The sequence below is a fragment of the Pseudomonas sp. WS 5051 genome (genome assembly GCF_012985715.1).
GTDB lineage: Bacteria > Pseudomonadota > Gammaproteobacteria > Pseudomonadales > Pseudomonadaceae > Aquipseudomonas > Aquipseudomonas bubulae.
In genome coordinates this window covers 22,331-48,944 of the sequence record NZ_JAAQWV010000002.1, presented here as the reverse complement: position 1 = coordinate 48,944, position 26,614 = coordinate 22,331, and the positions used below count along the sequence as shown (strand labels likewise).

Here is a 26,614-nt window from a genome sequence, read left to right as displayed (position 1 = left end):
ATCCTGAGATCAGGGGTTGTCTCTTCTGCCTTGCCACCAACTCCATGTTGTAGTCGTTGACGAGTGGAACGAGGCTGCGATCGGGAGGGTGCTGATCATCGTGTAAACCTGCCGGGGCTCTGGCCTTGCGCCAAAGCCCCGGTATGTCAGGCCTGTGCGGCGCTGCGGTTTAGCCGGTACATGGTCCAGGCGTAGAACACCAACGCCAGCCCCGCCAGCGAACCACCTGCCAGCCCGATCCAGGCAAAACCGAAATGGCTGCCCACCGAACTGCCCAGCAATGCTCCGCCGCCAATGCCGATATTGTAGATACCGGAAAACATCGCCATCGCCACATCCGTCGCGTCCGGCGCCAGGGTCAGTACTTTGGACTGCATCGCCAGGCCAAAGCCCATGATCGCCATCCCCCAAATGATGCTCAACACCCCCAGGGATTCAATCCAGTTGCTGGCCGGCAACAGCAACAGCAGGCTCAGCGCGATCAGGCCCACAGCGGTCAGCAGGAAGCCCAGCGGGCTGTATTTGTGGAACCAGCTAAAACACAGCGAACCGAAAATCCCCGCACCGCCGAAGAGCAGCAGGATCAGGGTCACGGTAGCGCCGCTCATACCCGCCACGTTCTGCACAAAGGGTTCGATATAGCTGTACGCGGTAAATTGCGCCGTGATCACCACCGCCGTCAACAGATACACCGCCACCAGCGCAGGGCGCTTGAACAGCACCGGCAAGCTTCTGAGCGAGCCGGAATTCTGGCTTGGCAGCAACGGCAAAGTGCGCGCCAACCACAGCACCAGCAACACCGCCAGCGCTGCGATCACCAGAAAAGTGGTACGCCAGCCCATGGCCTCGCCCAGCAAACGGCCCAGGGGCACCCCCATCACCATCGCCAGCGAAGTACCGGTGGCCAGCAACCCCAGCGCTTGCACCTGCTTGCCCTCAGGCGCCAGACGCACCGCCAGAGAGGCTGTTATCGACCAGAACAGCGCATGGGACAGCGCCACGCCGATCCGGCTAAGCAACAAAATGCCGAAGCTGGTCGCCAGACTCGACAGTACATGACTGGCGATAAACAACCCGAACAGCACCAGCAGTAACTTGCGCCGCTCAACGTTGCGCGTCACCAGCATGATCGGCAAGGAAGCCAGTGACACCACCCAGGCATAGATGGTGAGCATCAGCCCGACCCTGGCCGTGGCCATGTCAAAACTTGCGCCAATCGCACTCAGCAGCCCCACCGGCACAAACTCGGTGGTATTGAACACAAAAGCGGCCAGCGCCAGCGCGATTACAGGCTGCCAGTTGGCTTTAGAGGTAGAGGTGGGGTTGCTCATTTAATGAATGCACTACTCGCTATCGATGATGAACCGGCTCCGACGCTTCAAGCCGGAACCACACAGGCTGACAGTTTATAGCCTTCACGCAGAGCCGTTGGCGAGATTTTGCAGATACTCGGCAGGCGGCGTTTGGTCGAGGCGCCGAGGTGCCCGATAAAAAGACCGCAGCAAGGATTTTGCAACAATGCGTAAAGAATAGTTAAGAGCATTGATTATCATTTGCACAAATGTAAAACTTTGTAACTAATTCTCGTTTACGCAGTTCCAGCCCGGAGTATCCGCAGATCATGCGCTCACTGTTCAGCCTTCCGACGTCCGCCCTTACACTTGTCGCACTGGGCATGCTCAATTCGGCATCAGCCGACGAATACACCTTGACCCTGCCTTCCACCAGCGTCACCGGCACCGCCGACAGTGAAGATGCACCACCGGGCTATCAAGCCAAACCCGCCGCCACTACGACGCGATTGAACCTCACCGCCGGGCAAACACCCCAGGGCATCACCAGCATCAAGCGCGAGCAACTTGACGACTTCAAGCTCAACAGTATTCGCGATGTGCTGGACAGTACCCCCGGAGTCAACGTGCAAAAGGTCGAGACCGACCGGACTTACTTCACTGCCCGCGGTTTCGACATCACCAACTTCCAGTACGACGGCATGGGCATGGGGCTCACCGGCGGCGTGCTGGTGGGTGATATCGACACCGCACCCTACGAGCAGGTTGATGTCTTGCACGGCGCCAACGGCCTGATGACCGGCACTGGCAACCCGTCGGCCACGGTTAACTTTATCCGCAAACGGCCCACCTATGAGCCTGAGGCCAAGGTCAGCGTCAGCGCCGGCTCCTGGGACAAGCGCCGGGTCGATCTCGACGTCTCCGGGCCGCTGACCGATGCGGGCAATGTGCGCGGGCGAGTGATCTATGCCAACGAAGTGGGCAACTCTTATCTGGATCGTTATTCCCGGGAAAAGAACATCTTCAGTGGCATGCTCGCCTTCGACCTGAGTGACGACGACACGCTGACCGTCGGTTATGAAGACCAGAAAAGCAATGCCAACGGTGCCAGCTGGGGCTCACTGCCGCTGACCGACAGCAGCGGCAACGCCCTGCACTACAGCAGCACCAGTGCCAACATTGCCCAGCCCTGGGTGTACTGGGATGTACGCACCAGTCGCGCCTTCGCCGAGTGGCAGCACCACTTCGCCAATGACTGGAAGTCCACGCTGACCGTAACCGCCATGGAGCATCGCGAAGACACCGACATGTTCTACATCTATGCCAACAGCGCCTCTAGCACCGGCTATACCGGGCTGGCCTCCAACTACAAAGGCAAGACCCGCGAGCTGGATGGCGACCTCTCGTTCAGCGGGCCTTTCAGCCTGGGCGGCCGCGAGCACCAGTTGACCTTCGGCGCCAACGTGGCCCGTTCCCGTACCCAGGAAACCTCGCTGTACGGCACCTCCTCGTACTACACCCCGGTGTCGCTGGAAGATGCCCTCAACGGCGTCATCCCCAAGCCTGCTTACAACATGGCCAATGCCGACGCGACCTCCAATTACACCGATCGCCAGAAGAGCCTCTACGCTGGTACGCGGTTGAGCCTTACCGACGACCTGCACCTGATCGTCGGTGCGCGCATGCTCAGTGCCGACAGCGACGGCGAAAACTACGGTTCGGGGCGGGACGTGAGCATTCATGGCAAAGTCACCCCGTACGCTGGCGTAGTCTATGACCTGACGCCGCAGTACTCGCTGTATGCCAGCTACACCAAGATTTTCAACCCGCAGTACTACCTCAATACCCAGGGCCAGGTGCTCGACCCGCTGGAAGGCAAGAGCTACGAGGCCGGGATCAAGGGGCATCTGCTGGACAAGAAACTGGACGTTTCGGCAGCGGTATTTCATACCAAGCAGGATAACGTTGCCACCTACTCAGGTTTCAACCCTTCCCTGGGCGGTTACCTGTATGACGGCATGTCGTACAAGAGCAGCGGTGTAGAACTGGAAGCTTCGGGCGAACTGGCGCCGGGCCTGCAAATCAGCGGGGGCTATACCTACGTCTATATCACCGATGCCGACAACAACCGCGGGCGCAAGTTTATACCGCGCAATGCCCTGACCACCTCCATGGCCTACAAGCTGCCGATGGCACCGCAGGTAAAAGTGGGCGGCAGCCTCAAGTGGCAAAGCAAGGTCGAGAACGACGACACCCCGGCAGCAAACCAGGCTGCCTATATGCTGGTGGGCCTGATGGCCAGCTATGATATCGACCCGCACTGGAGCACCCAGCTCAACCTCGACAACCTGACCAACGAGAAATACCTGCAAAGCGTACGTTACGGGCAAAGCAACTACGGCTCCCCGCGCAACGTCACGGCATCGGTGAGCTGGAAGTTCTGATGAAGTGCCGGGCCAGTTCCCCTGGCCCGACATGAACTGCGTATGAACGTGCCGGGTACTGAAATATCCTGCATTTAAAGCTGGCAATAACGTAATGTCAGTGACATACAGCCCTTACATATTCGTCTCGTGTTCAACTCACTGAGTGAGATCTGCCATGAGCCATACCCATTTTGCTTTATCTATCGCTACCGGCCTGGGTTTTACATTCACCGTCATGTTGTCCCATGCCGCGCCCCCTGATACCTCCGACGCCCAAAACTACAAAAGCCACAAGGCCTTGTTGATTGGTGTCGACGGCATGCAATACGAAAAACTTCAGCAAGCCATTCAAAATAATATGGCCCCCCATATTGCCGGCCTGAACCCCGCCAAAAGTTACATCGGAGGGATTGACGGAACTGCGACAGAGCAAACTACCGGTAGCGGCCCGGGCTGGACGACAATACTGACCGGCACCTGGGTAGACCGACATAAAGTCCCCTCCAACAACAACGCATGGCGCAACAAAGCGCCCAGCCTGTTCAAGCAACTCAAGCAGGCGGATCCTGAACGCAAGACGAGCAGCATTGTCAGCTGGAATACCATCAACAACAACTTCGCCGATGATATTGCCCAAGGCTTTATCGACCTTGCCATCAAATGCTCCGACGTCGATCAATGCGTCGCCGACAAGGCCAGCTATGAGCTTGAATATGGTCGCTCGGACCTGGTTTTCGCGCACTTCGACGAGCCTGATAATGTCGGCCATAGATACGGTTTTTCAACCCGCTATCAGACCGCAATCCAGGGCGTCGACGACAAGGTCGGCCAGTTACTGTCGGCACTCAAGCGCCGTAAGCAAAGCAACCCCGATGAAGACTGGCTAGTACTGGTGACAACTGATCATGGCCGGCGCCTGCCCGATGGGCGTAATCATGGCGCCCAAACCCTGAGCGAGAAAACCACGTTTATCGCACTCAACAAACCCGCCAACGAGCAACTTACCCGCCCCATCACCAATCCGGACAATCCGGGCCACGACAACCTCTACGGTTTTGCCAGCCAGGCGGATATTACTCCGACCCTGCTGGCCCATTTTGGCATCGAGCCCGTACCTGCCCGGCATGCCATGGACGGTCTGCCCCTGACCGGGCCTCTGGGTGCAAGGCTATTCTCTGCCCGGTTAGCGCCTGACGCAGCACAGGTGAATCTGACCTGGAATGGCGATGGCAGCGCAGACAAGCCCGTGCACATTTATCGCAATGGCAAGCAAATCGCCTCTGTCGACTACTCCCGGCGTGGTTATATCGACAACGACATCAAGGAACTCAAAGGGCCAGTCAATTACACGGCAGTGATTGATAAAGTGCCTGTGTCACGCTTGATCACTCTGGGCGACAAAAAACCATAAAAAAAAGCGCTGCCCGATCACTCGGACAGCGCCTTTTTTACGTCCAGGCGTTACGCCAGACTTTTGCTGACCACTTCAAACACATCGCTGGACAGTTCGCCCGAGCTGCGGATGCGCTCAAGCTCTGCCTTCATCAGCGCCTGTCGCGCAGCGTCGTACTTGCGCCAGCGGGTCAGCGGCGCCAGTTGCCGAGAGGCAATCTGCGGGTTGAAACCATTCAGTTCGATCACCAGGTCCGCCAGGAAACGATAGCCCGAACCGTCCGCAGCATGGAAGTTGATCAGGTTTTGCCCGGCAAAGGCACCCACCAGGGCCCGCACTTTGTTCGGGTTCTTGATGGTGAATGCCGGATGTTGCATCAGCTCGCGCACGCGCTGCAAACCGCCGGGCAAGGTGCTGCCCGCCTGCACGCTGAACCATTGATCCATGACCAGCGGGTTGTCCTTGAATTGCTCGGCAAAACTGGCCAACGCCGCAGCTTTTTCCGCCTCGTAGGGCGAGTTGACCAGCACGGCCAGCGCCGTCAGGCGTTCGGTCATGTTGTCGCTGTGCTCGAACTGCTCCAGCGCCGCTGCCAACACTTGCGGCTTGCCGCTGAGCATCAGGTAGGACAGCGCGATATTTTGCAGTGCGCGACGGGCAAAGTGCTCGGCTTCAGCCACATAAGGCGTGGCTTTGGACACTTCGCGGTTGGCCTGGTAACGCGTCCACAGGGCGTCGAACAGGCTGTCTGCCAGTTGCTTGCGAGCGAACTCGCGGGCAACGTGGATGGCTTCGACATCGGCCACGTCACTGATTTCGGTCAGATAGGCTTCGCCCGGCAGCGAGAGCATCTCTGCCACCATTGCCTGATCCAGTTGCTCATTGCCCAGCACCGTGCGCAACGCCTCGACCAGACGCTGATCCATGACCAGTGCTTCACCGCGCTGATGCTGTGCAATCAACTCTTGCAGCACCTGTACCGCCAGTTGCTGACCAGCATCCCAACGGTTGAACCCGTCGCTGTCGTGCTGCATCAGGAACATCAACTGGTCACGGCTGTAATCGAAGCTCAGCTTCACCGGTGCCGAGAACCCGCGCAACAGGGACGGCAGCGGTTTTTCGTTGATGCCGACAAAGGTGAAGGTCTGTTCGGCTTCAGTCACTGACAGCACGCGGCTGGTGCCCGAGGCCGCAGCTTCGCCCGCCAGTTGCAGGGCAATTTCACTACCCCCGGCGTCCAGCAGGCCCAGTTCGACCGGAATGACGAACGGCAGTTTTTCGATCTTGTCCGGAGTTGCCGGGCAGCTTTGCGCAAAAGTCAGGCTATAGGTGTGTTGTTGCGCATCGTAGTGCTCGCTGACGGCCAGCCGCGGTGTACCTGCCTGGCTGTACCAGCGCTTGAACTGGCTCAGGTCGGCGCCATTGGCATCTTCCATGGCCTTGATAAAGTCGTCGCAGGTCACCGCCTGGCCATCATGACGCTCGAAGTACAGGTCACTGCCTTTGCGAAAACCCTCGGCGCCCAGCAGGGTGTGGATCATGCGCACCACCTCAGAACCCTTCTCGTAAACGGTCAGGGTGTAGAAGTTGGAGATCTCGATAAAGCTCTCCGGGCGCACGGCATGGGCCATGGGGCCGGCGTCTTCGGCGAACTGGTGAGTGCGCAGGTAGGCCACGTCCTGGATGCGCTTGACGGTGCGCGAATTCATGTCGGCCGAGAACTCGGAATCACGGAACACCGTGAAGCCTTCCTTGAGCGACAGCTGGAACCAGTCGCGACAGGTCACGCGGTTACCCGACCAGTTGTGGAAGTACTCGTGGGCAACGATGGCTTCGACCCGCTGGTGCGCGGCATCGGTGGCGGTTTCGGCGCGGGCCAGTACGGCGCTGGAGTTGAAGATATTGAGACCCTTGTTCTCCATGGCGCCCATATTGAAGTCGTTGACGGCCACGATCATAAAGATGTCCAGGTCGTATTCACGACCGTAGGTCTCTTCGTCCCAGCGCATGGATTTTTTCAGGCTGGTCATGGCGTGCTGGCATTTGTCGATGTTTTCCGGCTCGACATAAATGCGCAGCGCCACGCTGCGCTCGCTCATGGTGGTGAACGTGTCTTCGACGCACCACAGGTCACCGGCCACTAGTGCAAACAGGTACGCCGGTTTCATGAACGGGTCTTCCCAGGTTGCCCAGTGCCGGCCGTCTTCGTCGGGGCCGCTGGCGATCGGGTTGCCGTTGGACAGCAGAATCGGGTAACTGTGCTGCTCGGCCACAACGGTGGTGGTGAACTTGCTCATCACGTCCGGGCGGTCGAGGTAATAGGTAATCTTGCGAAAGCCTTCGGCCTCGCACTGGGTGCAGAACATCCCGCCGGACTTGTACAGGCCTTCCAGCGCGGTGTTGGATTCGGGGTGGATGCGCACGCTGGTATCGACCACGAACTGTTCGCTGGTCGGGTGCAGGATCAGGTGGCTGTCGCTGAGCTGATAATCCTCGGCGGTCAATTCGATATCGTCGAGGCTGACCGACAGCAGCTCCAGCTGCTGGCCATCCAGCGCCAGAGCCGGCAGGCCGGCGCCACGGGCCGGGTTGCGGCGCATCAGCAGTTGCGCATGAACCAGGGTGTGATCCTCGAACAACTCGAAGGTCAGGTGCGTCTCGTCGATCAGGTAATCGGGCGCCTGGTAGTCCTTCAGGTAGATCATTTGCGGTTGTTCGGTGCGCATGCTGGAGTCCTTTTACTGATGCACGGCCAGCTGGTAGGCCGTGTATTTGCGGATATTGATAACGCCGGTGTCAAAGATCAGGTATTGGCCCTTGATCCCCATCAGCGTGCCTTCGACGATCGGATCTTTATCCAGATTGAAGCTGACAATCTTGGTCGGATACTGCTCGACCGGGTAGCAAATCTCGATGGGCTCGACGCTATGCAAAGGCTGTACCGCTTGCAGGCCGAAACGTTCCTGCAGGGTGTGCAGGCCTTCGGCGCAACTCTCGAACAGTTGCGCACGCACTGCGGCGAGGTCTACCGGCGCTGCGTCGCCCTTGAGCAGTGCACGCCAGTTGGTCCGGTCAGCCACTTGCGAGCGGAACAGGTCTTCGACAAACCCCGATTGCTGACGGGTCGCCACGCGCACGATCGGCAATGCCTGGCTGGCACCCTGGTCGAGCCAGCGGGTCGGCAACTGGGTGGCACGGGTAATGCCCACCTTGACCCCGGAGGAGTTGGCCAGATACACCACATGATCGGTCATGCAGAACTGCTCGCCCCACAACGGATCACGGCAAGTGCCCGCGTCATAATGGCAACGCTCCGGGCTCATGATGCACACATCACATTGTGCCAGCTTGGTCATGCACGGGTAGCAGTAGCCCTGGCTGAAGCTCTTCTTGGTTTTACGCCCGCAGTGAGAGCAGTTGATCTCCCCCAGGTATTCCAGACGCAGTTTAGTGCCAATCAAGGGATTGACCGGCACCTCGGTATCGCCCAAACGGAACGCATATTGAACGGTCGGCGTTTCCAGGCTTGCCGACATCTTGCTGATTGCACCGCGACCAATCTCAATCAATGGATGGCATCCGACTTGAACAGGATGTTGGGCACCGGCGCCGATTTCGAGCTGCATTCCTGCGGGCCCATATAACCGGTGCGCTGGTCTTCAGGCAGGTTCTGCACTTCCCAGGCAATCATCGCCTGCAACGACAGCTCGCGCTGTTCGGCAGTGAGTTTGTTGCCGTCCGCCCATTTACCGATTTCCACGGCCAGTTTCAGGCTCTGGTAGATCTCGGGGGTGATGTTTTGAATCATTTCGTTGAAAGAGGACATGGTTCTGTTTCCGCTCTTTAAAAATCAGATGGCATTTCTATCTGTGGGAGCGGGCTTGCTCGCGATTCAGGCAACTCGGTGCATCTGAATCAACGGGTTGAACCCATCGCGAGCAAGCCCGCTCCCACGCGACAATTCGAAACTTTATACAGCCTGCCTGCGCCGCGCCCAAAGCCCGCCCAGCAAGCCGGTCAGGCAACCGATGACCAGTCCGCCCACATGGGCGGCATTGGCGATCTGGCCAAAGCCGATCATCGACACCAGCCCCGACATGCACAATGCCAGCCACACCAGCATCATCACCAGCACACCGCGCGGCAGGTTATACAGGGGGTTTGGCGCCATCAACTGATAGATCCAGACATGCCCCAACAGCCCGTACAACACCCCCGACAACCCGCCAAACAGGCTCGGGCCGCCCACCAGGTACTGGGCGAAGTTGGACACCAGGCTGAACAACAGGCTCAAGCCGATCAGGTTGACGCTGCCCTGGCGCATTTCAATGCGCCGCCCCAGCTCCCAGTACCACATGCCGTTCATGGCGATATGCAGGAAACCGAAGTGAATCAACATCGGCGTAAACAGTCGCCACCACTGCCCGGACGCCAGGCTGTCAGACAAGGGGACAAAGTCGATGTACTGGCCATAAATGCTGAAGTCCAGAAACGTGAAAAACCTCAGGGCCGACAAATTGTCACCCAGTTGCGTCACCGCGGCCACGATTACGCACAGCAGCAACACGATGGCTGTGGCCGGGCTATCGCGCAGCTGCTGCGCAAAACCCGGGCGGGTCATGGCCTGCGGCCGTTCGACAACGGGTAAGGCGTGATCGGGGTCACCCAGCGGAAAACGCTGGTACAGGCTGCGCACGTCGTCGGCAATGGACTCAGGTGCCCACAGCACCTGCTCGCCTGCCTCTTCACTGACCCGATGGGGCACCTGCATGCGCCGCAGCAAAGCAACAAAACCGCTCAGGTCCACAGACAACGGCAAACGCAATACCGCTACAACACTCATTGAATGGCCTCAGGGCGATCTACATTCACCCATACAAATTTGTCCGGATCGAGCCGGGTTTCCTGGTCCAGGCGATAAGCCACCAGTTTGCCGTACAACACCGCGCTGTAATCCAGGCACGCCAGGTTCGGACGGATCGGCGCGGGCCGGCCGCTGCGCCAGTAGTGCCCGACAAACAACAGCGGTTCATCAGTGCCGTAACGTAACAGGGCACTTTTTTCAGTGGAGGACAGCGGCTGCTGTGCCACCCGTTCAGGCAGCGCGTCCGGCTGGAAAACGATATCGCCGTAAGTCTTGGGGTCGTCTTCCCAGAACTTGGTGCGAAAGAATGCCCGCGTCAGGCCGTCGCCACCGGTCAGGGTCATGCCCCCCGGCAGGCGCATGTCAGTGCCACGCAACAGGCGGTTGAAGCTCAGGCTGGCAAAGCTGTCCGACACCGCCGCGGCCTGCAAGAAGGCCTCGTCAATGCAGCCGTCGGGGTATTGCGCACGCAGGGTGGCGATCACTTCGCTGTCCCAGCAGGCATGTACCACCCGGAAGCGCCCGGCATCGACAAACAGCGGCATGTCGTAAAACCACTGCACAAACTCGCGCCATTCAGCGGGATACTTGTCGAACTGTTCGAGGGTTTCGTGGATCAACCGGGCATGGCGCGGCGTGTGCTCGCGCACAAACTGCTTGCCACTTCCGGCTGGCGCGGGTGTACACCAGCCCAGCGCGTTGAATTCATGGTTGCCCATCAGGCACAGGGCCTGACCGCTGCGTACCATGTCGTAGACAATATGCAGCGACTCACGAATGCGCGGGCCGCGATCAATAATGTCACCCAGAAACACCGCCATCCGTTGCGGGTGTCGCCAGATACCGGCGAGTTTTCGATAGCCCAGACGCTCCAGCAGGTGCTCAAGGGTATGAGCACAGCCATGCACGTCACCGATCAGATCGTAACTGCGCGCTGGATCGAGCATCAGTCAGCCCTGCCGCCCAGTCGGCTACCCCAGCCAAGCTTGGTCCGACACACTTCGTAGTAGTTGTGGTCCAAAGGATGAATCAGGCGCAGTTTTTGCGCTTTTTTGCTGACGTTGATGGTGTCGCCCGGCGCACAGGTGAAGTGGTTCTGACCGTCACACGAAACCTGCGGGTAGATCTGCATGTCCTTGGCCACCACTATTTTCAACTCACTGTTGCCATCGACCACGATCGGGCGGCTGCTCAGGGTATGCGGGTACATGGGCACAATCACGATCGCGTCGAGCTTGGGGTGCATGATCGGGCCGCCCGCTGACATGGCATAGGCCGTTGAGCCCGTGGGCGTGGCCACGATCAGGCCGTCGGCCTTCTGGCTGCAGACGAACTGGCCATCGATATGCAGTTCGAACTCGATCATGCGCGTGGACTTGCCCGGGTGCAGCACCACATCATTGAGGGCATCGCCCTGGCCGATGGCTTCGCCGTGACGGCGCACTTCGGCCTGCAGCAGAAAACGGTTTTCAACCAGGTAGTGGCCGTCAAGCACCTCAGCAACTTTGACTTCCAGTTCATCGGGACGGATATCGGTCAGAAAGCCCAGACTGCCACGGTTGATACCCAGCACCGGTACATTGTGCCGGGCCAGCGCGCGGGCGGCGCCCAGCAAACTGCCATCGCCGCCGACCACAATCACCATGTCGCAGACTTCGCCAAGCATTTTGCGTGACGAAGTTTGCAGGCCGTGACCGGGCAACACCTCGGCGATCGTGTCTTCAAGGATCACGTGCATATGCCGCTCGAGCAGGAATTTTTTCAGTCGGCGAACCGTATCGAGCACTTGCGAGCTGCCCAGACGACCTATGATGCCGATATTACGAAATTGCTCCATGGGGCTCCTGCGGGATTCTATGCGTGCGAAAATAACGATTATGGGCGAAAGACGACGATAGACAAAACCCTTTCAGCCCCGTGAACGGCTATGCTCGCACAATGACCCTCTTCCCCGACTTGCTCAACCTGCCCCATCAATTGCGCCACCCCGAGGTGCGCGATCTGGCGTGGGTGATCCTCGCACCACCGATGCTGACCCACACCCCCTGGCCCCAACGCCATCCATTGGCAGGCAGCGACTGGGTCCAGGCGCCGGAGCAACTGGAGCACTGGCTGCGCGAGCTGGACCGCAACTGCCAACCACTCCTGCACTGGCTCGAACTGGCCACCACCCGACGCCTGGGGCGCTATTACGAGCGCTTGTGGCAGTTTGCAGTGCAGCATGCCCCGGGCGTCGAGCTGATTGCCGCGAACCTGCCGATCCGCCTGGGCGGGCATACCCTGGGTGAGCTCGATTTAGTGCTGCGAGACCGCGACGGCGTGCATCATCTGGAACTGGCGATCAAACTCTACCTCGGCCCCCAGGACGGTGATGGCGCAGACCCTGCGCAATGGCTAGGCCCCGGCAGCAATGACCGCCTGGACCGCAAGCTCAAGCATTTCTGCCAGCACCAGCTACCCATGTCCAGCCGCCCGGAAAGCCGTGAAGTGCTGGCCGGGCTGGATGTGCAGGCGTTCAGCGCTCATTTGTGGCTTGGCGGCTACCTGCTGTATCCGTGGCCAGGGCAGGCCCGACCACCAGCCGGTGCCAACCCGCAACACCTGCGCGGGCGCTGGTTGCATCAGCGCGACTGGCCGGCGTTTATCCGCCAGAGCGCCACCGGTTGCTGGCAACCCCTGCCCCGGCATGCCTGGCTGGCTCCGGCGCGCTATGCTCCTGAGGGGATATGGGCGGCACAACAGCTGGATATCTGGCTGGCAGAACTGCACCCGCAAGCACCGGCGCAGCTGCTGGTTCGCCTGACTGAAAACGATGAGGGCGACTGGGAAGAGGCTGAACGCCTGTTTCTGGTTTCCGATCTTTGGCCTAATGTGCCGGGAAGCCCTGAAAACTGACACATCTCAAGTGCAAGATTGCTCAGGCCACTTAGAGTAAAGGAACTCCGTCAACAAGAACGGGGACTTTAGACCTGAACCGTGAGGAACCACCATGACCTGGAAAAGCACCGCCCATCACTACAGCCGGATGTCCATCGCCCTGCACTGGCTGATGGTGCTGCTGTTTATATTGATCTACGCCTCGATCGAGTTTCGCGGGATCTTCCCCAAGGACAGCGACGGGCGCAACCTGATGAAGGATGCGCACTTCATGCTCGGGTTGACGGTGTTTGCACTGGTCTGGCTAAGGCTGCTGGCCCGAACCCTGGGCGTTGCGCCGAAAATCACCCCGACACCACCCGCCTGGCAGACCGCTCTGGCCACTTTGATGCACTGGGCGTTGTACCTGTTCATGATCGCCATGCCGGTGCTGGGTTACCTGGTGCTGAGCTACAACGACAAGCCGGTGTACTTTTATGGTTTCGATATCCTGCCCCTGACCGCCAAGGACCCGGACTTCGCCAAGCAGATCAAGAGCTGGCATGAACTGGGCGGTACCATCGGTTACTGGCTGATCGGCCTGCATGCCGTGGCCGGTCTGGGGCATCACTATCTGATCAAGGACAACACTTTGCTGCGCATGTTGCCCGGGCGTTCTTAAAGCCCCAGGTCAAACCCCCGGCGGCCTTGCAGGCCGCCGGTGTGAACAAACACCACACGCATTCCCCGTGTAATGACCCCCTTTTCAACCGCCTGGGCCAGTGCCATCAAAGCCTTGGCCGTGTAAAGCGGCTCCAGTGGCATGCCACTGGCCACTTCATTGGCCCGCATAAACGCCAGCAAGGCGTCGTCCACCTTGGCAAAACCGCCACGACTGGCATCGACCAGCTCAAAATTTCGCTCCTGCAACCCGCCAGCCTGCAAAATGGCCTCAACCTGCGGGGCCACGCCGTGGTCCTCGGGAACCGCCAGCGCGCCATATACCCGACGCCTACCCTCCTCGCCCAGCACCAGCCCGGCCAGGGTGGTGCCGGTCCCCGCGGCCAGCCACCAAGCGTCGTAATCTTGCCAACCTATAGTCGCCAATTGCTCGCGCACCCTGCTTACCAACGGCATGCAACCCAGGGCCCCCGCCAGCCCGCCGCCACCCTCGGGCACCTGATGCAGGTTCGGGTACAGGGCCTGCCACGGTTGCCAAAAGTCCGGCTCATGCCGCGCCCGATACCCGGCAAATCCCAGCCAGTGCAGTTGCATGCCAAAGCGCTCAAGGTCGAGCGTGGTGGGGGTTTGTTGAGGGTGACCGCGCAACAGCCCCACGGTGGCAAAGCCAAAACGCTTGCCGGCAGCTGCCAGGGCATGCAAATGATTGGAATGGGCGCCGCCCAGGCTGATCAGCCCGTCAGCCCCTGCTGCCCGTGCCCTGCGTAAATGGTCAGTGAGCTTGAACCACTTGTTGCCGCTGATCAGCGGGTCGATAAGGTCCAGCCGCAATACGGCTGCTTCGATCCCGGCCTGCTGCAGCCACTCTACGTTTAAAGGCTGCAAAGGTGCATGAGGGTACCAGTCGATCAGAGACAGCATTAAGGGTCGATTTCCTCTAAAAACAGGGATTTTACTTCATTGCCCCGTATTCAACATGCTTTTTGATACAGGCCGCTTACATATCAAGCCTGGCTAACTTTACCTACAACTTACGACTACAACATTAAAATGCCTACTAAATCACAAGAAAAAAACTCTATTTCCCAAGACCAAGCTCATGCAATCTGAGGGAGCTGGCAGACTACGCCGGTATCTTTCCCTACAAACAACTATGAAAAGACCGAAAGATATGAACATCAACTGTATTAGCGCAATGTTACTTGGCAGCCTATGTTCCTTGAGTGCATTCACCCCTGCTCTAGCGCAGGAGCAAACACTGTGGTGGAGAAGTCACGAGTTAAAGCCCGGATTCGTCGAAGCCCTGGCAGAATTCAACCTTTCACCACAATTATTGAACAGCGATCCCGACAAGGCCCTCACAGACAGCAATGATCCTCTGACACCCCTCTACTGGATCCGCAAAACACTAGAGCAATATACTGGCGACACCTCAGGAAATTACAAAGTACCTGTAACCGAAGGTCATACTAATGGACGAAACAGGACAAGCATGCATGGCAGGCATGGTTTTTTTACTACCCCTGTATTTTTGAGCACCTCACAGTCTGTAGAAATCACAAGAACCCCATCCGACAGCAATATAACTTGCAGTGCCTGGACCATCCCAGACTTCAATGTGCCTTCAAGTTTACATGATGAGCTCAGGCTCCCTGCTGCCCCGACCGAGTACACGGTCACTTACACAGCCTCCAGAAATGGGACTCTGCTGCTTTCGTGCCAAGACCCGACACGCGACATGCAGAACGCCGGAAAAATGATTCCCCTACACGTCAACAAGGGCAATGCACAACATGTACCGATGTTTATTTTTGGCATAACAACAAAAGAAGAATGGAAAACAACCCTCAGCCAACAGCCCAATCCATCAGGAGAGGTGCTGTTATTCGACGGGCGGACCCGCTTCTACATGCCAGCTAAAGTCGCTAACCGCAACAAGAACATTGACATTATGCGGTTAATGCGCGAGCACCTGCTCATGACACTGGTAAACGACCGGCTCAATGGATTTGACAGTCAGTCGATAGCGGCCCCGCTCGACTTGCCCACGCCAGGCTTGATCAATGCTTCTTATGCTGCATGTTGCAGTGCATCAGGTGGCCAGGGACTCATCAAGATCAACTTTGGCGGAGCTGCCGTTCCCACCTCATGGGGTTACTGGCATGAATACGGCCACATGAATCAGGTCGGATGGACGTGGGGGGGGCTCTCGGAAGTTACGGTCAACCTTTACTCAGTCGCCGCTTGCCGTCGCCTTCAAGGGTCGTATGAATTGAAGGACTGTCATCCGGGCGCTGCCTACTCGGACAAAACCTGGGATCGGGAATCCGTGGGCAACTATTTAAAATCAGGCAAGGCTTATAACTTTGACGGCGCAATTGAAGGAGGAGACTTTAATCGCTCGGTCATGTTCAACCAATTGGCGGCCTCCTATGAGAACCTTTACCCCCAACTTGGAAAAGCTTTTCGTAAAGAGTTCAACTATGCAGACAACGCGACTGCTTTCAATACCAACGCCAAGAAAAAAGATTGGTTCGTTGTCAATGCCAGTCGTTTTTCCGGCCGTGACCTAAGAAGCTTTTTCGACAAATGGGGGGTGGCTTACTCAGCCGAAGCCAGCAAGACCATCGCAAACATGGAACTGGCACAACCTTTACAACCTGTAGGAGCTGACACCCGCAATAACTGGGCTATCGCGGCAAACAGTGCAAGTTCAACACATGGTCAGATGCAGGATGGTAGTGCAAAAAATATTGCATACGTCGCATACAACATCAATGAAGGCCCTGTGGACTTGACATGGGCAGACTCCAACTACACGAAACTGATCGTGCCTGCCTGGGATCAATCAAATAAAATCAGTTACCTCACCTTTCGGGGCACACGAAGCAACGGGGGCTGTGCAAAACGCTCTTTAAACTCCGCGACTGGCTGTGCTCAACCGGGTTACAGCTATTGGAACATCGAATACCACCCTCAAGACAATCCTGGGCTTAAAGGCAACCTAAGAGGCCGTATTCAACTCGCTGCAAGGGATTGGAAGTTACCTGCCTGGGGTGCCCAACTGGATATCCCGTTTACAGTGGCTGATACATTTCAATAAATGTATTAACAGTCTGCGGGCACGTGTATCCCCGCCAGCTTAAGCGTGGCTTGGCTGTAGTCCTTTTCGCTCGAAGGGAGGAGATGACTACACGCTTTCTTGGTCGGAGTCCAAAGCCACTCAGCAGGCCCACTGCCCGTCGGCTTTCATCCACATTTCGGCCAATAAACTGACTCAAGCACAGGCTTCTTGGTAAGGTGTGCGCCGAATTTCGTAGCCAGCTAACGACCTGCTGGCTGCTGCTATCTGTTTTCTGACGCGAGACACCCCGGATATGCCTGAGCCGATCCCTCTTAAAGATCACGATTCCGAAAAACGGCTGGTCAATAAAAGACTGATCGCCTGTGCGGCGCTGGTGCTGGCTATCAGCTGCGCCCTGATCGGTCGCATGTATTTTCTGCAAGTCACCGAGTTCGACTACAACTCCACGGTCTCCGAGAACAACCGGGTGCACGTGTTGCCCATCCCCCCGGAGCGCGGTTTTATCTATGACCGCAACGGCGTGCTGCTGGCCGATAACCAGCCCAGCTTCAATATGACCATCACCCGCGAGCGGGCTGGCGATACCGCCAAGGTGCTGGATTCAGTGATCAGCATCCTGCACTTGCCCGAAGAAGATCGCGCCGTATTTGCCAAGGCGATGAAACAGGCGCGCCACCCGTTTGACCCTTCAACCCTGCTGTACGAGCTGACGGAAGATCAGATCGCCCTGCTGGCCGTCAACCAGTTCCGCCTGCCGGGTATCGATGTCGAGGCGCAATTTGTACGCCACTATCCGCAGGGCGATCACTTTGCCCACTCAGTCGGTTATGTCGGGCGCATCAACGAGAAAGAAGCCAAGCAGCTGAATGCCACTCAATACCGTGGCACCCAATCGATCGGTAAAACCGGCATCGAACGCTTCTATGAGAACGAACTGCACGGCCAGGTCGGTTTTGAAGAAGTCGAAACCAATGCACAGGGCCGGGTCATGCGCGTGCTGCGCCACACCGATGCGGTGGCGGGCAAGAACATCGTGCTGAGCCTGGATATCAAATTGCAGGAAGCCGCCGAGGATGCCCTGGGCGACCGCCGTGGCTCGATCATTGCCCTGGACCCGAAAACCGGCGAGGTGCTGGCGATGGTCAGCAAACCGAGTTTCGACCCCAACCTGTTCGTGACCGGTATCAGCTCCAGGGACTACTCGGGCTTGCGCGATTCCATCGACAAACCGCTGTTCAACCGGGCCCTGCGCGGGCTGTATGCACCGGGATCGACCATCAAGCCCGAAGTGGCGATTGCAGGGCTGGACAGCGGCGTAATTTCCGCCTCGACCCGGGTGTTTGACCCCGGCTATTTCCAGTTGCCCAATGTCGACCACAAATACCGCAACTGGAACCACAGTGGTGATGGCTGGGTGGATTTGAACGCGGCGATCATGCGCTCCAACGACACCTACTTTTACGACCTGGCATCCAAGCTGGGCATTGACCGCATGCACGATTACATGGCCGAATTCGGGCTGGGGCAAAAAGTCTCGCTGGACATGTTTGAAGAGTCATCTGGCCTGATGCCGTCCCGCGAGTGGAAGCGCAGCACCCGCCGTCAAGCATGGTTCCCTGGCGAAACAGTGATCCTGGGCATCGGCCAGGGTTATATGCAGGTTACCCCGCTGCAACTGGCCCAGGCCACCGCGCTGATTGCCAACAAGGGCGTATGGAACCGTCCGCACCTGGCCAGGACCGTGGACGGTACGCCGCCGGTGGATGAACACCCGATCCCCAATCTGGTGCTGCGTGATCCGCGGGACTGGGATCAGGTCAATCACGCCATGCAGTTGGTGATGCACGACCCGCGCGGTATTGCCCGGGCAGCAGCCCAGGGCGTGCAATACCGGATTGCCGGCAAAAGCGGTACGGCGCAGGTGGTGGCAATCAAGCAGGGCGAGCGTTACAACCGCCTCAAGACCGCCGAGCGCAATCGGGACAACGCCCTGTTTGTTGGCTTTGCCCCGGCGGAAGATCCGCAGATCGTGATTTCGGTGATGATCGAGAACGGCGAAGCCGGTGGCCGGGTGGCCGGCCCGGTGGTGCGCAAGGTGATGGATGCCTGGTTGCTGGACAACCAGGGCCTGCTCAAGCCGCAGTACGCCAGCCCGCAGGTCAAGGGCCATGCCACGCCGCATGTGTGAAAGCCGCACCCTCGCCCTCAGGGTGAGGGTGGCCATGGCGATTTGACTCAAGCTCCCGAGTCACCCACTCTTGCACCCCATATGCATGCCTGTTTCTGGATATTGGATGACCCAGCCCCGCCGTTACCTCGTAATCAGTCTTGTGTCAGCACTCGTTGCCGGCGGCCTCTGGTATTCGATGCGCCCTGATCCTGCCGCCCCTACTCCTTCGGTAAACCAGCGCTACTCCATCGCACTGGATATGGCCCATAACGGCAAACCCGGTGCCGCCCGCGTGCTTTACCAGCAACTGGCTCGCACCGACTTGACCGATACCCGCCGCGCGGGCCTGCATGCCGAACTGCCCAACTACCCGAGCCCGCAAGCGCTCAAGCTGGCCGACGCCGATTTGCATAACCCTTCACCCCTGGTACGCAAAGCCGCGATCCAGAGCATAGTCGGGCTGGTGCCCAACGCCCAGCGCACGCTATTGCTGGGACCATTGCTCGATGACAGTGAACAGAGTGTGCGTTTTGCGGCTGCCAATGCCCTGCTTGGTCTGTCGCCAGATGAACAGGGGCTGTACTTCGGCCCCTTGCAGCAAGTGGTCGACGAGTTCGAACGCGACCTCAAGACCCGCCCCGATGATCCGCAGGCTCAAGGCCAACTTGCCCGGCTGTACCTGCATGAAGGCCAGCTGGACGACGCCCAGGCTGCACTGGAACAAGTCACCCGCCTGGACCCCGACAACCTCAAGGCCGTCGTCGCGCAAATCGAACTGCTGGACAAGCGCGGTAAAGCTGACCAGGCCCGACAATTGCTGGCCAGACAACTTCAAGCCCATCCTGACTCAGCCTATCTGCAGCATGCCCTGGGCATCTGGCTGCTCAATCACGGCCAGACCGAGTACGCCCTGCTTGGCCTTGCCAGGGCCGTTGAGCTGGAGCCCGACAACAGTGATTACCGTTACAAACTGGCCACAGCCCTGCACGACCTCGACCAACTGGAAGCCGCGCAACGTCAGCTCGAAGAGCTGCTGCAACGCCAGCCTGCCAATCGCAAGGCACGCGTGTTATTGATTCGCTATTGGAAGGAGGCCGGGCAATTGCAGAATGTGCAGGTGCTGCTCGCGCAACTGGAGCAGCAAAACCCGGATGACCCGGCGTTGCAGCAGGGCTTGTGAAGCACTGAACCTGCAGTGGCGGGCTTGCTCGCAATGCAGGCAAGCCGGCCTGAGGGGCGCGGGTGATGCCATCGCGAGCAAGCCCGCTCCCACAGGTTTCGGCATGAATCAGATGCTCAGGCCAGCAGCTTCTGGATCTGCGCCTGCAAGGTATCGAGGTCGAACGGCTTGGCCAGGATCGGCGCCGTCAGGGTAATGGGGCTGCCCGTGTCGCGGATCTCGGCCGGGTAACCGCTGATAAAAATGACTTTCAGGTCCGGGCGCAGCTTGAGCGCAGGCTCGGCGATCTGTACCCCGGAAATCCCCCCCGGCAAACGGAAGTCGGTAACCATAAGGTCCAGATGCGGCTTGCTCGCCAGGATCTCGAACGCCTGTTCGCCGTTTTCGGCCTGCAAGACCCTGTAGCCCTCGCCCGACAGATAGGCGCTCAGGACCATCAGGATTGAAGGATCGTCTTCGACAATCAAAACAACATCTTGCGCATCTTCACTCATAGGAAACCTTAATTCATGCCATCGCTGCCAGTATGACCCCAGGCGCGGTCATAGGTTGCGCCCAATTTATGTCTTTTGTACCAACGGCAGGCAAACCCTGAATAATGCCCCCTCACCCAATGTACTCTGCACGCTGATGGTGCCGCTGTGCGCAGCCACAATCTGCTCCGAGATAAACAGCCCCAGGCCTAGACCTGCAGTGACATGGCTGGCTGAAACCCGTTCGAATTGCTGAAAAACCCGCTGCTGGTTTGCTTCGCTGATGCCGATGCCCTGATCGCGCACATCGACCACGGCTTGATCGTCGTCAATGTAAACAGATACCTCAATGGGCTTTTTCGCACCATAACGTAGGGCATTAGTCAGCAGGTTGCTGATTACCTGCTCGATCCGGAACTCATCCCACTGCCCCACCACCGGCTGCACCGCCGTGAAGTTGACACTTGATTGCGCTGCGGTGATCTGTGCGGAGAAGCTCTCCAGCAACTGTGCAACGACCTGGGCCAAATCAACCGGCGCAGGGCGGATAGACAGCTTGCCGGTGCGAATACGCGACACATCGAGCATGTCTTCAATCAAGCGAATCAGGCTCTGGATCTGGCGTTCGTCACGCTCGACCATGGCCTGCATTTTGTCCAGGGTAAATGCCGCGGCGTTGTCGCGGGCCAGGTGCATCTTGCGCAGCTGGGTCTCGAGAATCAGCCCGTTGAGCGGCGTTCGCACCTCATGGGAGACGATCGACATAAAGTCATCACGCATTCGCACAGCATGCTCCAGCTCCACCTGGGTCAACTGGAGCTGCGCCAGCAGGGTCTCCTGCTCGCGGCGGCTCTGCTCCAGTGCTTCGACCTGCTGCTTCATGGCCTTGCTCTGACGATACAGCTCAACGAACACGCTGACCTTGCTTTTGACCGCATGGATATCCAGCGGCTTGTGCAAAAAGTCCACCGCACCGCTTTCGTAGCCCTTGAAGGCATAGTTCATCTCACGGCCGGCGGCACTGACAAACACGATGGGGATGTTTTTGGTCTTGGCCGTACCACGCATCATCTCGGCCAGTTCAAAACCGTTCATCCCGGGCATCTGCACATCCAGAATGGCCATTGCGAACTCGTGCTGCAACAGCAGCGACAACGCCTCGTCGGCAGACAGGGCCTTGTAGACGAGGCGATCCTCACGCTTGATCAGCGCTTCAAGGGCCAGCAGATTTTCCGGCAGATCATCGACGATCAGCAGTTTGGCTTGAATATCATTTAGCAGCATTGGATATGTTCCAGCTCGACAAGCAGACGGCCAATGCCGCGCAAGGGAAGGATGCAGTCCGGTTGAAAAAGCTCCAGGGCTGCGCGGGGCATGGTCGATACATGGGCTTCGTCCGGGTCCTGGATAATGGTCAGGCCGCCCGCCTGCTTGACCTGGCTCAGCCCCAGCGCACCATCGCGATTGGCACCTGTGAGCAATATCGCGGCCAGGCGTTGTTGATACACGTCGGCCGCAGACTCAAAAAGGTAATCAATCGCAGGTCGCGAAAAATGCACCCTCTCCTCCTGGCTCAGGGAAAAACTCTGATCCTGCTCCACCGAGACATGGTAGCCGGGCGCGGCAAAATACAAAGTACCCGGCTCGATCGGCTGCTTGTCCTGAACCTCCCGCACCGGCAGGGCCACGCGCTTGGCAAACACTTCTGCCAGCTGGCTGCGGCGCTCGTCGGGCAAGTGCAACACCACGATGATCGGCAGACAATAGCCAGGTCGCAAATCGCCCAGCAGGGCCAGCAAGGCTTCGACCCCGCCCGCCGAGGCACCGATCACCACGGCTTCTACTGGTCTGTGTGCAGCCATCAGGCTGTGCCGGGCTGTCATAGCTTGCGGTAGATCCGTTCTTGCTTGAGCACCGGGGTGAACTGTTTGCTGTAGTTCGAAAAATCCAGGGTTTCCTTGCTGCCCAGCATCAGAAAGCCACGGTGGCAGAGCGATTCATGAAACAGGCCAAAGGCTCTGTTTTGTAAATCTTTATTGAAGTAAATCAATACGTTACGGCATGAAATTAAATTGGTTTCTGAAAACACGCTGTCCGTTGCCAGACTGTGGTCGGCAAAGGTCACGTTCTCACGCAACGTCTTGTCAAAAATCGCGTAGTCGTAGGCGGCGGTGTAGTAATCGGCAAACGAACGCTGACCACCGGCCTTCTGGTAGTTGTGGGTATAGGCGCGAATGTTCTCCAGGGAAAAAATCCCCTGCTTGGCTTTTTCCAGAGACCGCGGGTTGATATCAGTGGCGTAAATGATAGTGCGATCCAACAAGCCTTCTTCGCGCAACAGGATGGCCATGGAGTAAACCTCCTCACCGGTGCTGCACCCCGCAATCCAGATTTTCAGCGACGGGTAGGTCTTGAGGATGGGCACCACCTCCTGGCGAATGGCCAGGAAGTGTTCCGGATCGCGAAACATCTCGCTCACTGGAATGGTCAGGAACTGCAATAACTGCATAAAGGCCGTAGGGTCATGCAGGATGCGCTCCTGCAAGGCCGAAATGGTCTGGCAATCGAACTGACGCAATGCATGATTGACCCGGCGCTTGATCGAAGCGCCGGAGTAATCGCGAAAGTCGTAACTGTATTTGAGATAGATCGCTTCAATCAGCAACCGTAACTCGATATCGGTGTTTCGTTGCACTTAGAGTCGTTCCATTTTCGGTAGCCAGACCCGGATCAACGAAAACAGTCGATCCAGATCGATAGGTTTGGCCAGGTAATCATTGGCGCCTGCCTGCAGGCAACGCTCCTGATCGTCCTTCATCGCCTTGGCCGTCACCGCAATGATTGGCAGCTTGCGCCAGCGCGGGTTCTTGCGAATTTCGACGGTGGCCTCGTAGCCATCCATTTCCGGCATCATCACGTCCATCAACACCAGGTCGATGTCTTCAACTTCATCCAGGCGTTCGATGGCTTCGCGGCCATTACGGCCGATCACCACAATGGCGCCTTTTTGTTCCAGTGCGCTGGTCAGGGCAAAGATATTGCGGACATCGTCATCCACCAACAGAATCTTGCGCCCTTCGAACACCTTGTCGCGGCTGCGGGCGGTCTTGAGCATTGTTTGCCGCTCATGGGACAACTGAGATTCAACTTTGTGCAGAAATAATGTCACTTCATCGAGCAAGCGCTCCGGTGAGCGGGCGCCCTTGATGATGATCGAGCGCGAATACTTGCGCAGTTCAGCCTCTTCATCGCGGGTCAGGTTACGCCCCGTATAAACAATAACCGGCGGGAACGAGCAGATTTCCTCGGTGGACATGCGCTTGAGCAAGTCGTTGCCGAGCATGTCCGGCAGTTTGAGGTCGATGATCATGCAGTCGTAGATCGTGTCGCGCAGCAGGTCCAGTGCCTCCTGGGCAAAACCTACGGCGCTGATTTCAATGTCATCGTCGCCGATCAGGCGGGCAATGCTGTCACGCTGCAGGTCGTCGTCCTCTACCAGCAGCACGCGCTTGACCTTCTGGGTCAGCTTGGCTTCCAGGCGGGCGAAGACGTTTTTCAGCTCTTCACGGGTGGTCGGCTTGACCGCGTAGCCCACCGCGCCCATATGCATCGCGGCCTCGACCCGATCCTCGACGGAAATCACATGCACCGGTATATGCCGGGTCGGCGCAAGGGCCTTGAGGCGCTGCAACACGGTGAGCCCCGAGTGGTCCGGCAGGCGCATGTCCAGCAGGATGGCATCGGGAATAAACTGTGCGGCCAGGCTGAAACCTTCGTCGGCACCGTGGGCGACCAGGCAACGATAGCCGAGTTCATGTGCAAGATCGAAGAGGATATGCGCAAAGTTGGGCTCATCTTCAATCACCAGGATGCAACGCGTGGCAAACGGCGCCTGCTCGCGATCATCCATAAAGCGCGCAATCTCTACCGGTGGCACAACGACGGGTAACGGCTGAGACCTGAGGGCCGCGGGTGCTGGCCGTGGCGCGGCAGTGGCGGACAGTTGCGCCAACTCCTCGGCCGACTCCACATATTGCTCCGGCAGCACCAGGGTAAAGGTGCTGCCCTGCCCCGGCTCGCTGCTGACCGTGATCGAACCACCGAGCAAGGTCGCCAGGTCGCGGGAGATCGACAGGCCCAGGCCAGTTCCGCCGTAGCGGCGGTTGCTGGTGCCATCAGCCTGGCGGAAGGCTTCGAAAATGCTTTCCTGCTGATCCGCGGCGATGCCTATGCCCGAATCGGTCACAGCAAAGGCCACTCCTTCTCCCGGCTCACGGGACACGACCAGGCTGACCTGGCCTTTCTCGGTGAATTTGACCGCATTGGACAGCAGGTTTTTCAGGATTTGCTCCAGACGCTGACTGTCGGTGTAGATCATCGGCGGCGTGCCGGGTTGAACTTGCACGTCAAAGCCCAGGGATTTTTCACCTGCCAGTGGCTGAAACATCCCGCGCAAGCCTTCAACCACACGCCCGACGCTGGTGTTCTCGGGGCGCACTTCAAGCTTGCCGGCTTCGACCTTGGAAATATCCAGAATGTCGTTGATCAGGTTGAGCAGGTCATTGCCCGCCGAGTAAATCGACTCGGCAAACTTCACCTGCTCTGCGCTAAGGTTTTGCTGCGGGTTCTCGGACAGCAGCTTGGCCAGAATCAGCGAGCTGTTCAAGGGCGTGCGCAGCTCGTGGGACATGTTGGCGAGGAACTCCGACTTGTACTTGCTGGAGCGCTGCAACTCATCCGCGCGGTCTTCAAGCTGGATCTGGACCCGATTCAGCTCGGTGTTCTTGCGATCCATCGCGTCACGCTGGCCAGCCAGCTCTTCGTTGGTCTGCTCAAGTTCGGCCTGCTGGGTTTCGAGGCTGGTTTGCGACTCTTTGAGGATGCGCGACTGCTCTTCGAGTTCTTCGTTGGCGGTTTTCAATTCTTCCTGCTGGACTTGCAGCTCCTCGTTGAGCTGCTGGGTTTCGGCCAGCACTTCCTGCAGGCGCTGACGATAGCGGGCAGCTTCGATCGAGGTGCCGATATTGTCGGCAATCAGTTCGAACAGCTCGATATCGCGCGCGCTCAGCGGGCGCAGAAACCCCAGCTCAATCACCCCGTTGACCCGGTCATCATCACTGGTCGGTACCACCAGCACACTGTGCGGGCTGCCCTGGCCCAGCCCGGAGGTTACTTTGAGGCTGTAGTCGGCAGGCACATTGTCCAGACGAATCAGCTTGTCCTGCTGCGCGGCCTGCCCGACGATGCCTTCGTCGTTGTGAATCAGCTGGTCCTGTACCTCTTGCTCACGGGAAAAACCGTAGCTGGCCACACGCTTCAGGCCGCCATGATCTTCACGCACGTAAACCGCCGCCACCACCGACCCCAGATACTGGGCGCAGAATTGCAGGATATTGCGCCCCAGCATATTCAGGGTCAGACGCCCCAGCACCTGTTCGGCCAGTTCAGTCTGACCGTTGCGTAACCACGCCTGCTGCTCCAGGCGCTGCGCAGTCTTGATCTGCGACTCGAAGACGTTGTTGTAACTATTTGAAAGCTCTATTAAATCTCGACGCCCTACATAGGCCAGAAAGCCGCTCAAGCCCAGCACAAAACACAGGTAAAGGGCGATACAGATAATCGTGGTACGGCTGACGTCTTCACTGCGCGCCATGCGCAGCTGCTGCTCCATTTGAATAAAATCGTCATATTCCTTACGGATTTCATCACTCAGGCGCTTGCCGCGTCCGGCCTGCACTGCCGAACGGTAGTCACCGTCCTGGCGGCGCAGGTCGACCATCGACTGTGCGTAGACATTCCACTCATCCTGCAACGCTTCAAGACGCTTGAGGCGGTCAATCTGCTGGGGGTTATCGCTGACCAGCTCCTGCAAACCTTTTAATTGCACATTGATTTGCGGCTTGGCGACGGCATAGGGGTCGAGGAAATGCTCATCACCGGTGATGAGAAAACCGCGCATGCCGGTTTCGAGGTCGACCGTCAGGCGCACCGCGTCATTGGCATTGCTGATGACCCGATCACTGTGCTCGACCCACCTGATCACCGACAGCAAATAGCTGACCATAACCACAAACAATGCAGCACTGAGCACACCGACGGCCAAAGGCAAACCGACGTTGCGACTCAGGAGCTTGCGAAAGCTTCGCTCGTCGATTGATGCAGGTGCGTTCATTTTCAGGCCCGTGACAGTCATA

General features: G+C 58.2%; 20 protein-coding genes. 7 read left to right on the top strand and 13 right to left on the bottom strand.

Features of this window, described 5'->3' with window-relative positions:
• Nucleotides 1–146: 146 nt before the first annotated feature.
• On the bottom strand, nucleotides 147–1,331 hold the full coding sequence (locus HBN79_RS02695) for a sugar transporter (RefSeq protein WP_095000379.1): 1,185 nt from the start codon (nucleotides 1,329–1,331) through the stop codon (nucleotides 147–149).
• Nucleotides 1,332–1,621: 290 nt separating this feature from the next.
• Here HBN79_RS02695 and HBN79_RS02690 point away from each other — a divergent pair, with 290 nt between their 5' ends.
• Both HBN79_RS02690 and HBN79_RS02685 read left to right on the top strand, forming a co-directional pair.
• Entirely contained in the window at nucleotides 1,622–3,736 is a 2,115-nt protein-coding gene (locus HBN79_RS02690) for a TonB-dependent siderophore receptor (RefSeq protein ID WP_169916214.1), read from the top strand.
• Between the two features lie 157 nt (nucleotides 3,737–3,893).
• Nucleotides 3,894–5,129: an alkaline phosphatase family protein gene (locus HBN79_RS02685; protein ID WP_169916213.1), complete on the top strand. Its 1,236-nt coding sequence runs from the start codon at nucleotides 3,894–3,896 to the stop codon at nucleotides 5,127–5,129.
• Nucleotides 5,130–5,179: 50 nt separating this feature from the next.
• Here the strand turns inward: HBN79_RS02685 and pepN are convergent, their stop codons facing one another.
• The 6 genes from pepN to HBN79_RS02655 form a co-directional block, all read right to left on the bottom strand.
• On the bottom strand, nucleotides 5,180–7,837 hold the full coding sequence (gene pepN, locus HBN79_RS02680) for an aminopeptidase N (protein ID WP_095018021.1): 2,658 nt from the start codon (nucleotides 7,835–7,837) through the stop codon (nucleotides 5,180–5,182).
• Between the two features lie 12 nt (nucleotides 7,838–7,849).
• Nucleotides 7,850–8,680, bottom strand: coding sequence for a DUF2797 domain-containing protein (locus HBN79_RS02675; protein ID WP_095000383.1), 831 nt, complete (start codon nucleotides 8,678–8,680; stop codon nucleotides 7,850–7,852).
• Entirely contained in the window at nucleotides 8,677–8,937 is a 261-nt protein-coding gene (locus HBN79_RS02670; protein WP_016780738.1) for a DUF1315 family protein, read from the bottom strand. Before HBN79_RS02670 ends, HBN79_RS02675 begins: the two co-directional genes overlap by 4 nt.
• Nucleotides 8,938–9,081: 144 nt before the next feature.
• A complete protein-coding gene (locus HBN79_RS02665) occupies nucleotides 9,082–9,954 on the bottom strand; it encodes a rhomboid family intramembrane serine protease (protein WP_095000384.1) in 873 nt (290 codons plus the stop codon).
• Nucleotides 9,951–10,922, bottom strand: a complete 972-nt coding sequence (locus HBN79_RS02660) for a metallophosphoesterase (RefSeq protein ID WP_150629006.1) — start codon at nucleotides 10,920–10,922, stop codon at nucleotides 9,951–9,953. The genes HBN79_RS02665 and HBN79_RS02660 overlap by 4 nt, the downstream gene beginning before the upstream one ends.
• Entirely contained in the window at nucleotides 10,922–11,812 is an 891-nt protein-coding gene (locus HBN79_RS02655; RefSeq protein ID WP_095000386.1) for an NAD(+) kinase, read from the bottom strand. The genes HBN79_RS02660 and HBN79_RS02655 overlap by 1 nt, the downstream gene beginning before the upstream one ends.
• Before the next feature lie 101 nt (nucleotides 11,813–11,913).
• Here HBN79_RS02655 and HBN79_RS02650 point away from each other — a divergent pair, with 101 nt between their 5' ends.
• The gene (locus HBN79_RS02650) at nucleotides 11,914–12,870 is read left to right on the top strand and encodes a DUF1853 family protein (protein WP_095020022.1); all 957 of its coding nucleotides are present in this window, start codon (nucleotides 11,914–11,916) and stop codon (nucleotides 12,868–12,870) included.
• A 94-nt stretch (nucleotides 12,871–12,964) separates the two neighbouring features.
• The gene (locus tag HBN79_RS02645) at nucleotides 12,965–13,513 is read left to right on the top strand and encodes a cytochrome b (RefSeq protein ID WP_095000388.1); all 549 of its coding nucleotides are present in this window, start codon (nucleotides 12,965–12,967) and stop codon (nucleotides 13,511–13,513) included.
• On the opposite strand, the gene HBN79_RS02640 is transcribed toward HBN79_RS02645, so the two are convergent.
• Complete coding sequence (locus tag HBN79_RS02640) at nucleotides 13,510–14,433, bottom strand: pyridoxal-phosphate dependent enzyme (RefSeq protein ID WP_095000389.1); 924 nt, start codon at nucleotides 14,431–14,433, stop codon at nucleotides 13,510–13,512. The two genes, HBN79_RS02645 and HBN79_RS02640, sit on opposite strands and share 4 nt — an antisense overlap.
• Before the next feature lie 250 nt (nucleotides 14,434–14,683).
• Here HBN79_RS02640 and HBN79_RS02635 point away from each other — a divergent pair, with 250 nt between their 5' ends.
• The 3 genes from HBN79_RS02635 to HBN79_RS02625 all read left to right on the top strand — a co-directional run bounded on the left by HBN79_RS02635 (nucleotide 14,684) and on the right by HBN79_RS02625 (nucleotide 19,947).
• Nucleotides 14,684–16,615, top strand: coding sequence for a M60 family metallopeptidase (locus HBN79_RS02635; protein WP_169916212.1), 1,932 nt, complete (start codon nucleotides 14,684–14,686; stop codon nucleotides 16,613–16,615).
• A gap of 274 nt (nucleotides 16,616–16,889) precedes the next feature.
• Nucleotides 16,890–18,785 carry a penicillin-binding protein 2 gene (mrdA, locus tag HBN79_RS02630; protein WP_095000391.1) on the top strand — a complete coding sequence of 632 codons (1,896 nt, stop codon included), beginning with the start codon at nucleotides 16,890–16,892 and terminating at the stop codon, nucleotides 18,783–18,785.
• A gap of 106 nt (nucleotides 18,786–18,891) precedes the next feature.
• A complete protein-coding gene (locus HBN79_RS02625; RefSeq protein ID WP_095023583.1) occupies nucleotides 18,892–19,947 on the top strand; it encodes a tetratricopeptide repeat protein in 1,056 nt (351 codons plus the stop codon).
• Between the two features lie 116 nt (nucleotides 19,948–20,063).
• On the opposite strand, the gene HBN79_RS02620 is transcribed toward HBN79_RS02625, so the two are convergent.
• The 5 genes from HBN79_RS02620 to HBN79_RS02600 form a co-directional block, all read right to left on the bottom strand.
• Complete coding sequence (locus HBN79_RS02620) at nucleotides 20,064–20,441, bottom strand: response regulator (protein ID WP_095000393.1); 378 nt, start codon at nucleotides 20,439–20,441, stop codon at nucleotides 20,064–20,066.
• A gap of 66 nt (nucleotides 20,442–20,507) precedes the next feature.
• Entirely contained in the window at nucleotides 20,508–21,701 is a 1,194-nt protein-coding gene (locus tag HBN79_RS02615) for a hybrid sensor histidine kinase/response regulator (protein ID WP_169916401.1), read from the bottom strand.
• Nucleotides 21,695–22,282 carry a chemotaxis protein CheB gene (locus HBN79_RS02610; protein WP_095000639.1) on the bottom strand — a complete coding sequence of 196 codons (588 nt, stop codon included), beginning with the start codon at nucleotides 22,280–22,282 and terminating at the stop codon, nucleotides 21,695–21,697. Before HBN79_RS02610 ends, HBN79_RS02615 begins: the two co-directional genes overlap by 7 nt.
• A gap of 17 nt (nucleotides 22,283–22,299) precedes the next feature.
• Complete coding sequence (locus HBN79_RS02605) at nucleotides 22,300–23,115, bottom strand: protein-glutamate O-methyltransferase CheR (RefSeq protein WP_095000394.1); 816 nt, start codon at nucleotides 23,113–23,115, stop codon at nucleotides 22,300–22,302.
• Nucleotides 23,116–26,592: a response regulator gene (locus HBN79_RS02600; protein ID WP_169916211.1), complete on the bottom strand. Its 3,477-nt coding sequence runs from the start codon at nucleotides 26,590–26,592 to the stop codon at nucleotides 23,116–23,118.
• Nucleotides 26,593–26,614: the final 22 nt, after the last annotated feature.

Coding starts and splice junctions, on each gene's coding strand:
- HBN79_RS02695 (WP_095000379.1), bottom strand. CDS start 1,331: ATGAGCAACCCCACCTCTACCTCTAAAGCCAACTGGCAGCCTGTAATC.
- HBN79_RS02690 (WP_169916214.1), top strand. CDS start 1,622: ATGCGCTCACTGTTCAGCCTTCCGACGTCCGCCCTTACACTTGTCGCA.
- HBN79_RS02685 (WP_169916213.1), top strand. CDS start 3,894: ATGAGCCATACCCATTTTGCTTTATCTATCGCTACCGGCCTGGGTTTT.
- pepN (WP_095018021.1), bottom strand. CDS start 7,837: ATGCGCACCGAACAACCGCAAATGATCTACCTGAAGGACTACCAGGCG.
- HBN79_RS02670 (WP_016780738.1), bottom strand. CDS start 8,937: ATGTCCTCTTTCAACGAAATGATTCAAAACATCACCCCCGAGATCTAC.
- HBN79_RS02665 (WP_095000384.1), bottom strand. CDS start 9,954: ATGAGTGTTGTAGCGGTATTGCGTTTGCCGTTGTCTGTGGACCTGAGC.
- HBN79_RS02660 (WP_150629006.1), bottom strand. CDS start 10,922: ATGCTCGATCCAGCGCGCAGTTACGATCTGATCGGTGACGTGCATGGC.
- HBN79_RS02655 (WP_095000386.1), bottom strand. CDS start 11,812: ATGGAGCAATTTCGTAATATCGGCATCATAGGTCGTCTGGGCAGCTCG.
- HBN79_RS02650 (WP_095020022.1), top strand. CDS start 11,914: ATGACCCTCTTCCCCGACTTGCTCAACCTGCCCCATCAATTGCGCCAC.
- HBN79_RS02645 (WP_095000388.1), top strand. CDS start 12,965: ATGACCTGGAAAAGCACCGCCCATCACTACAGCCGGATGTCCATCGCC.
- HBN79_RS02640 (WP_095000389.1), bottom strand. CDS start 14,433: ATGCTGTCTCTGATCGACTGGTACCCTCATGCACCTTTGCAGCCTTTA.
- HBN79_RS02635 (WP_169916212.1), top strand. CDS start 14,684: ATGAACATCAACTGTATTAGCGCAATGTTACTTGGCAGCCTATGTTCC.
- mrdA (WP_095000391.1), top strand. CDS start 16,890: ATGCCTGAGCCGATCCCTCTTAAAGATCACGATTCCGAAAAACGGCTG.
- HBN79_RS02625 (WP_095023583.1), top strand. CDS start 18,892: ATGACCCAGCCCCGCCGTTACCTCGTAATCAGTCTTGTGTCAGCACTC.
- HBN79_RS02620 (WP_095000393.1), bottom strand. CDS start 20,441: ATGAGTGAAGATGCGCAAGATGTTGTTTTGATTGTCGAAGACGATCCT.
- HBN79_RS02610 (WP_095000639.1), bottom strand. CDS start 22,282: ATGGCTGCACACAGACCAGTAGAAGCCGTGGTGATCGGTGCCTCGGCG.
- HBN79_RS02600 (WP_169916211.1), bottom strand. CDS start 26,592: ATGAACGCACCTGCATCAATCGACGAGCGAAGCTTTCGCAAGCTCCTG.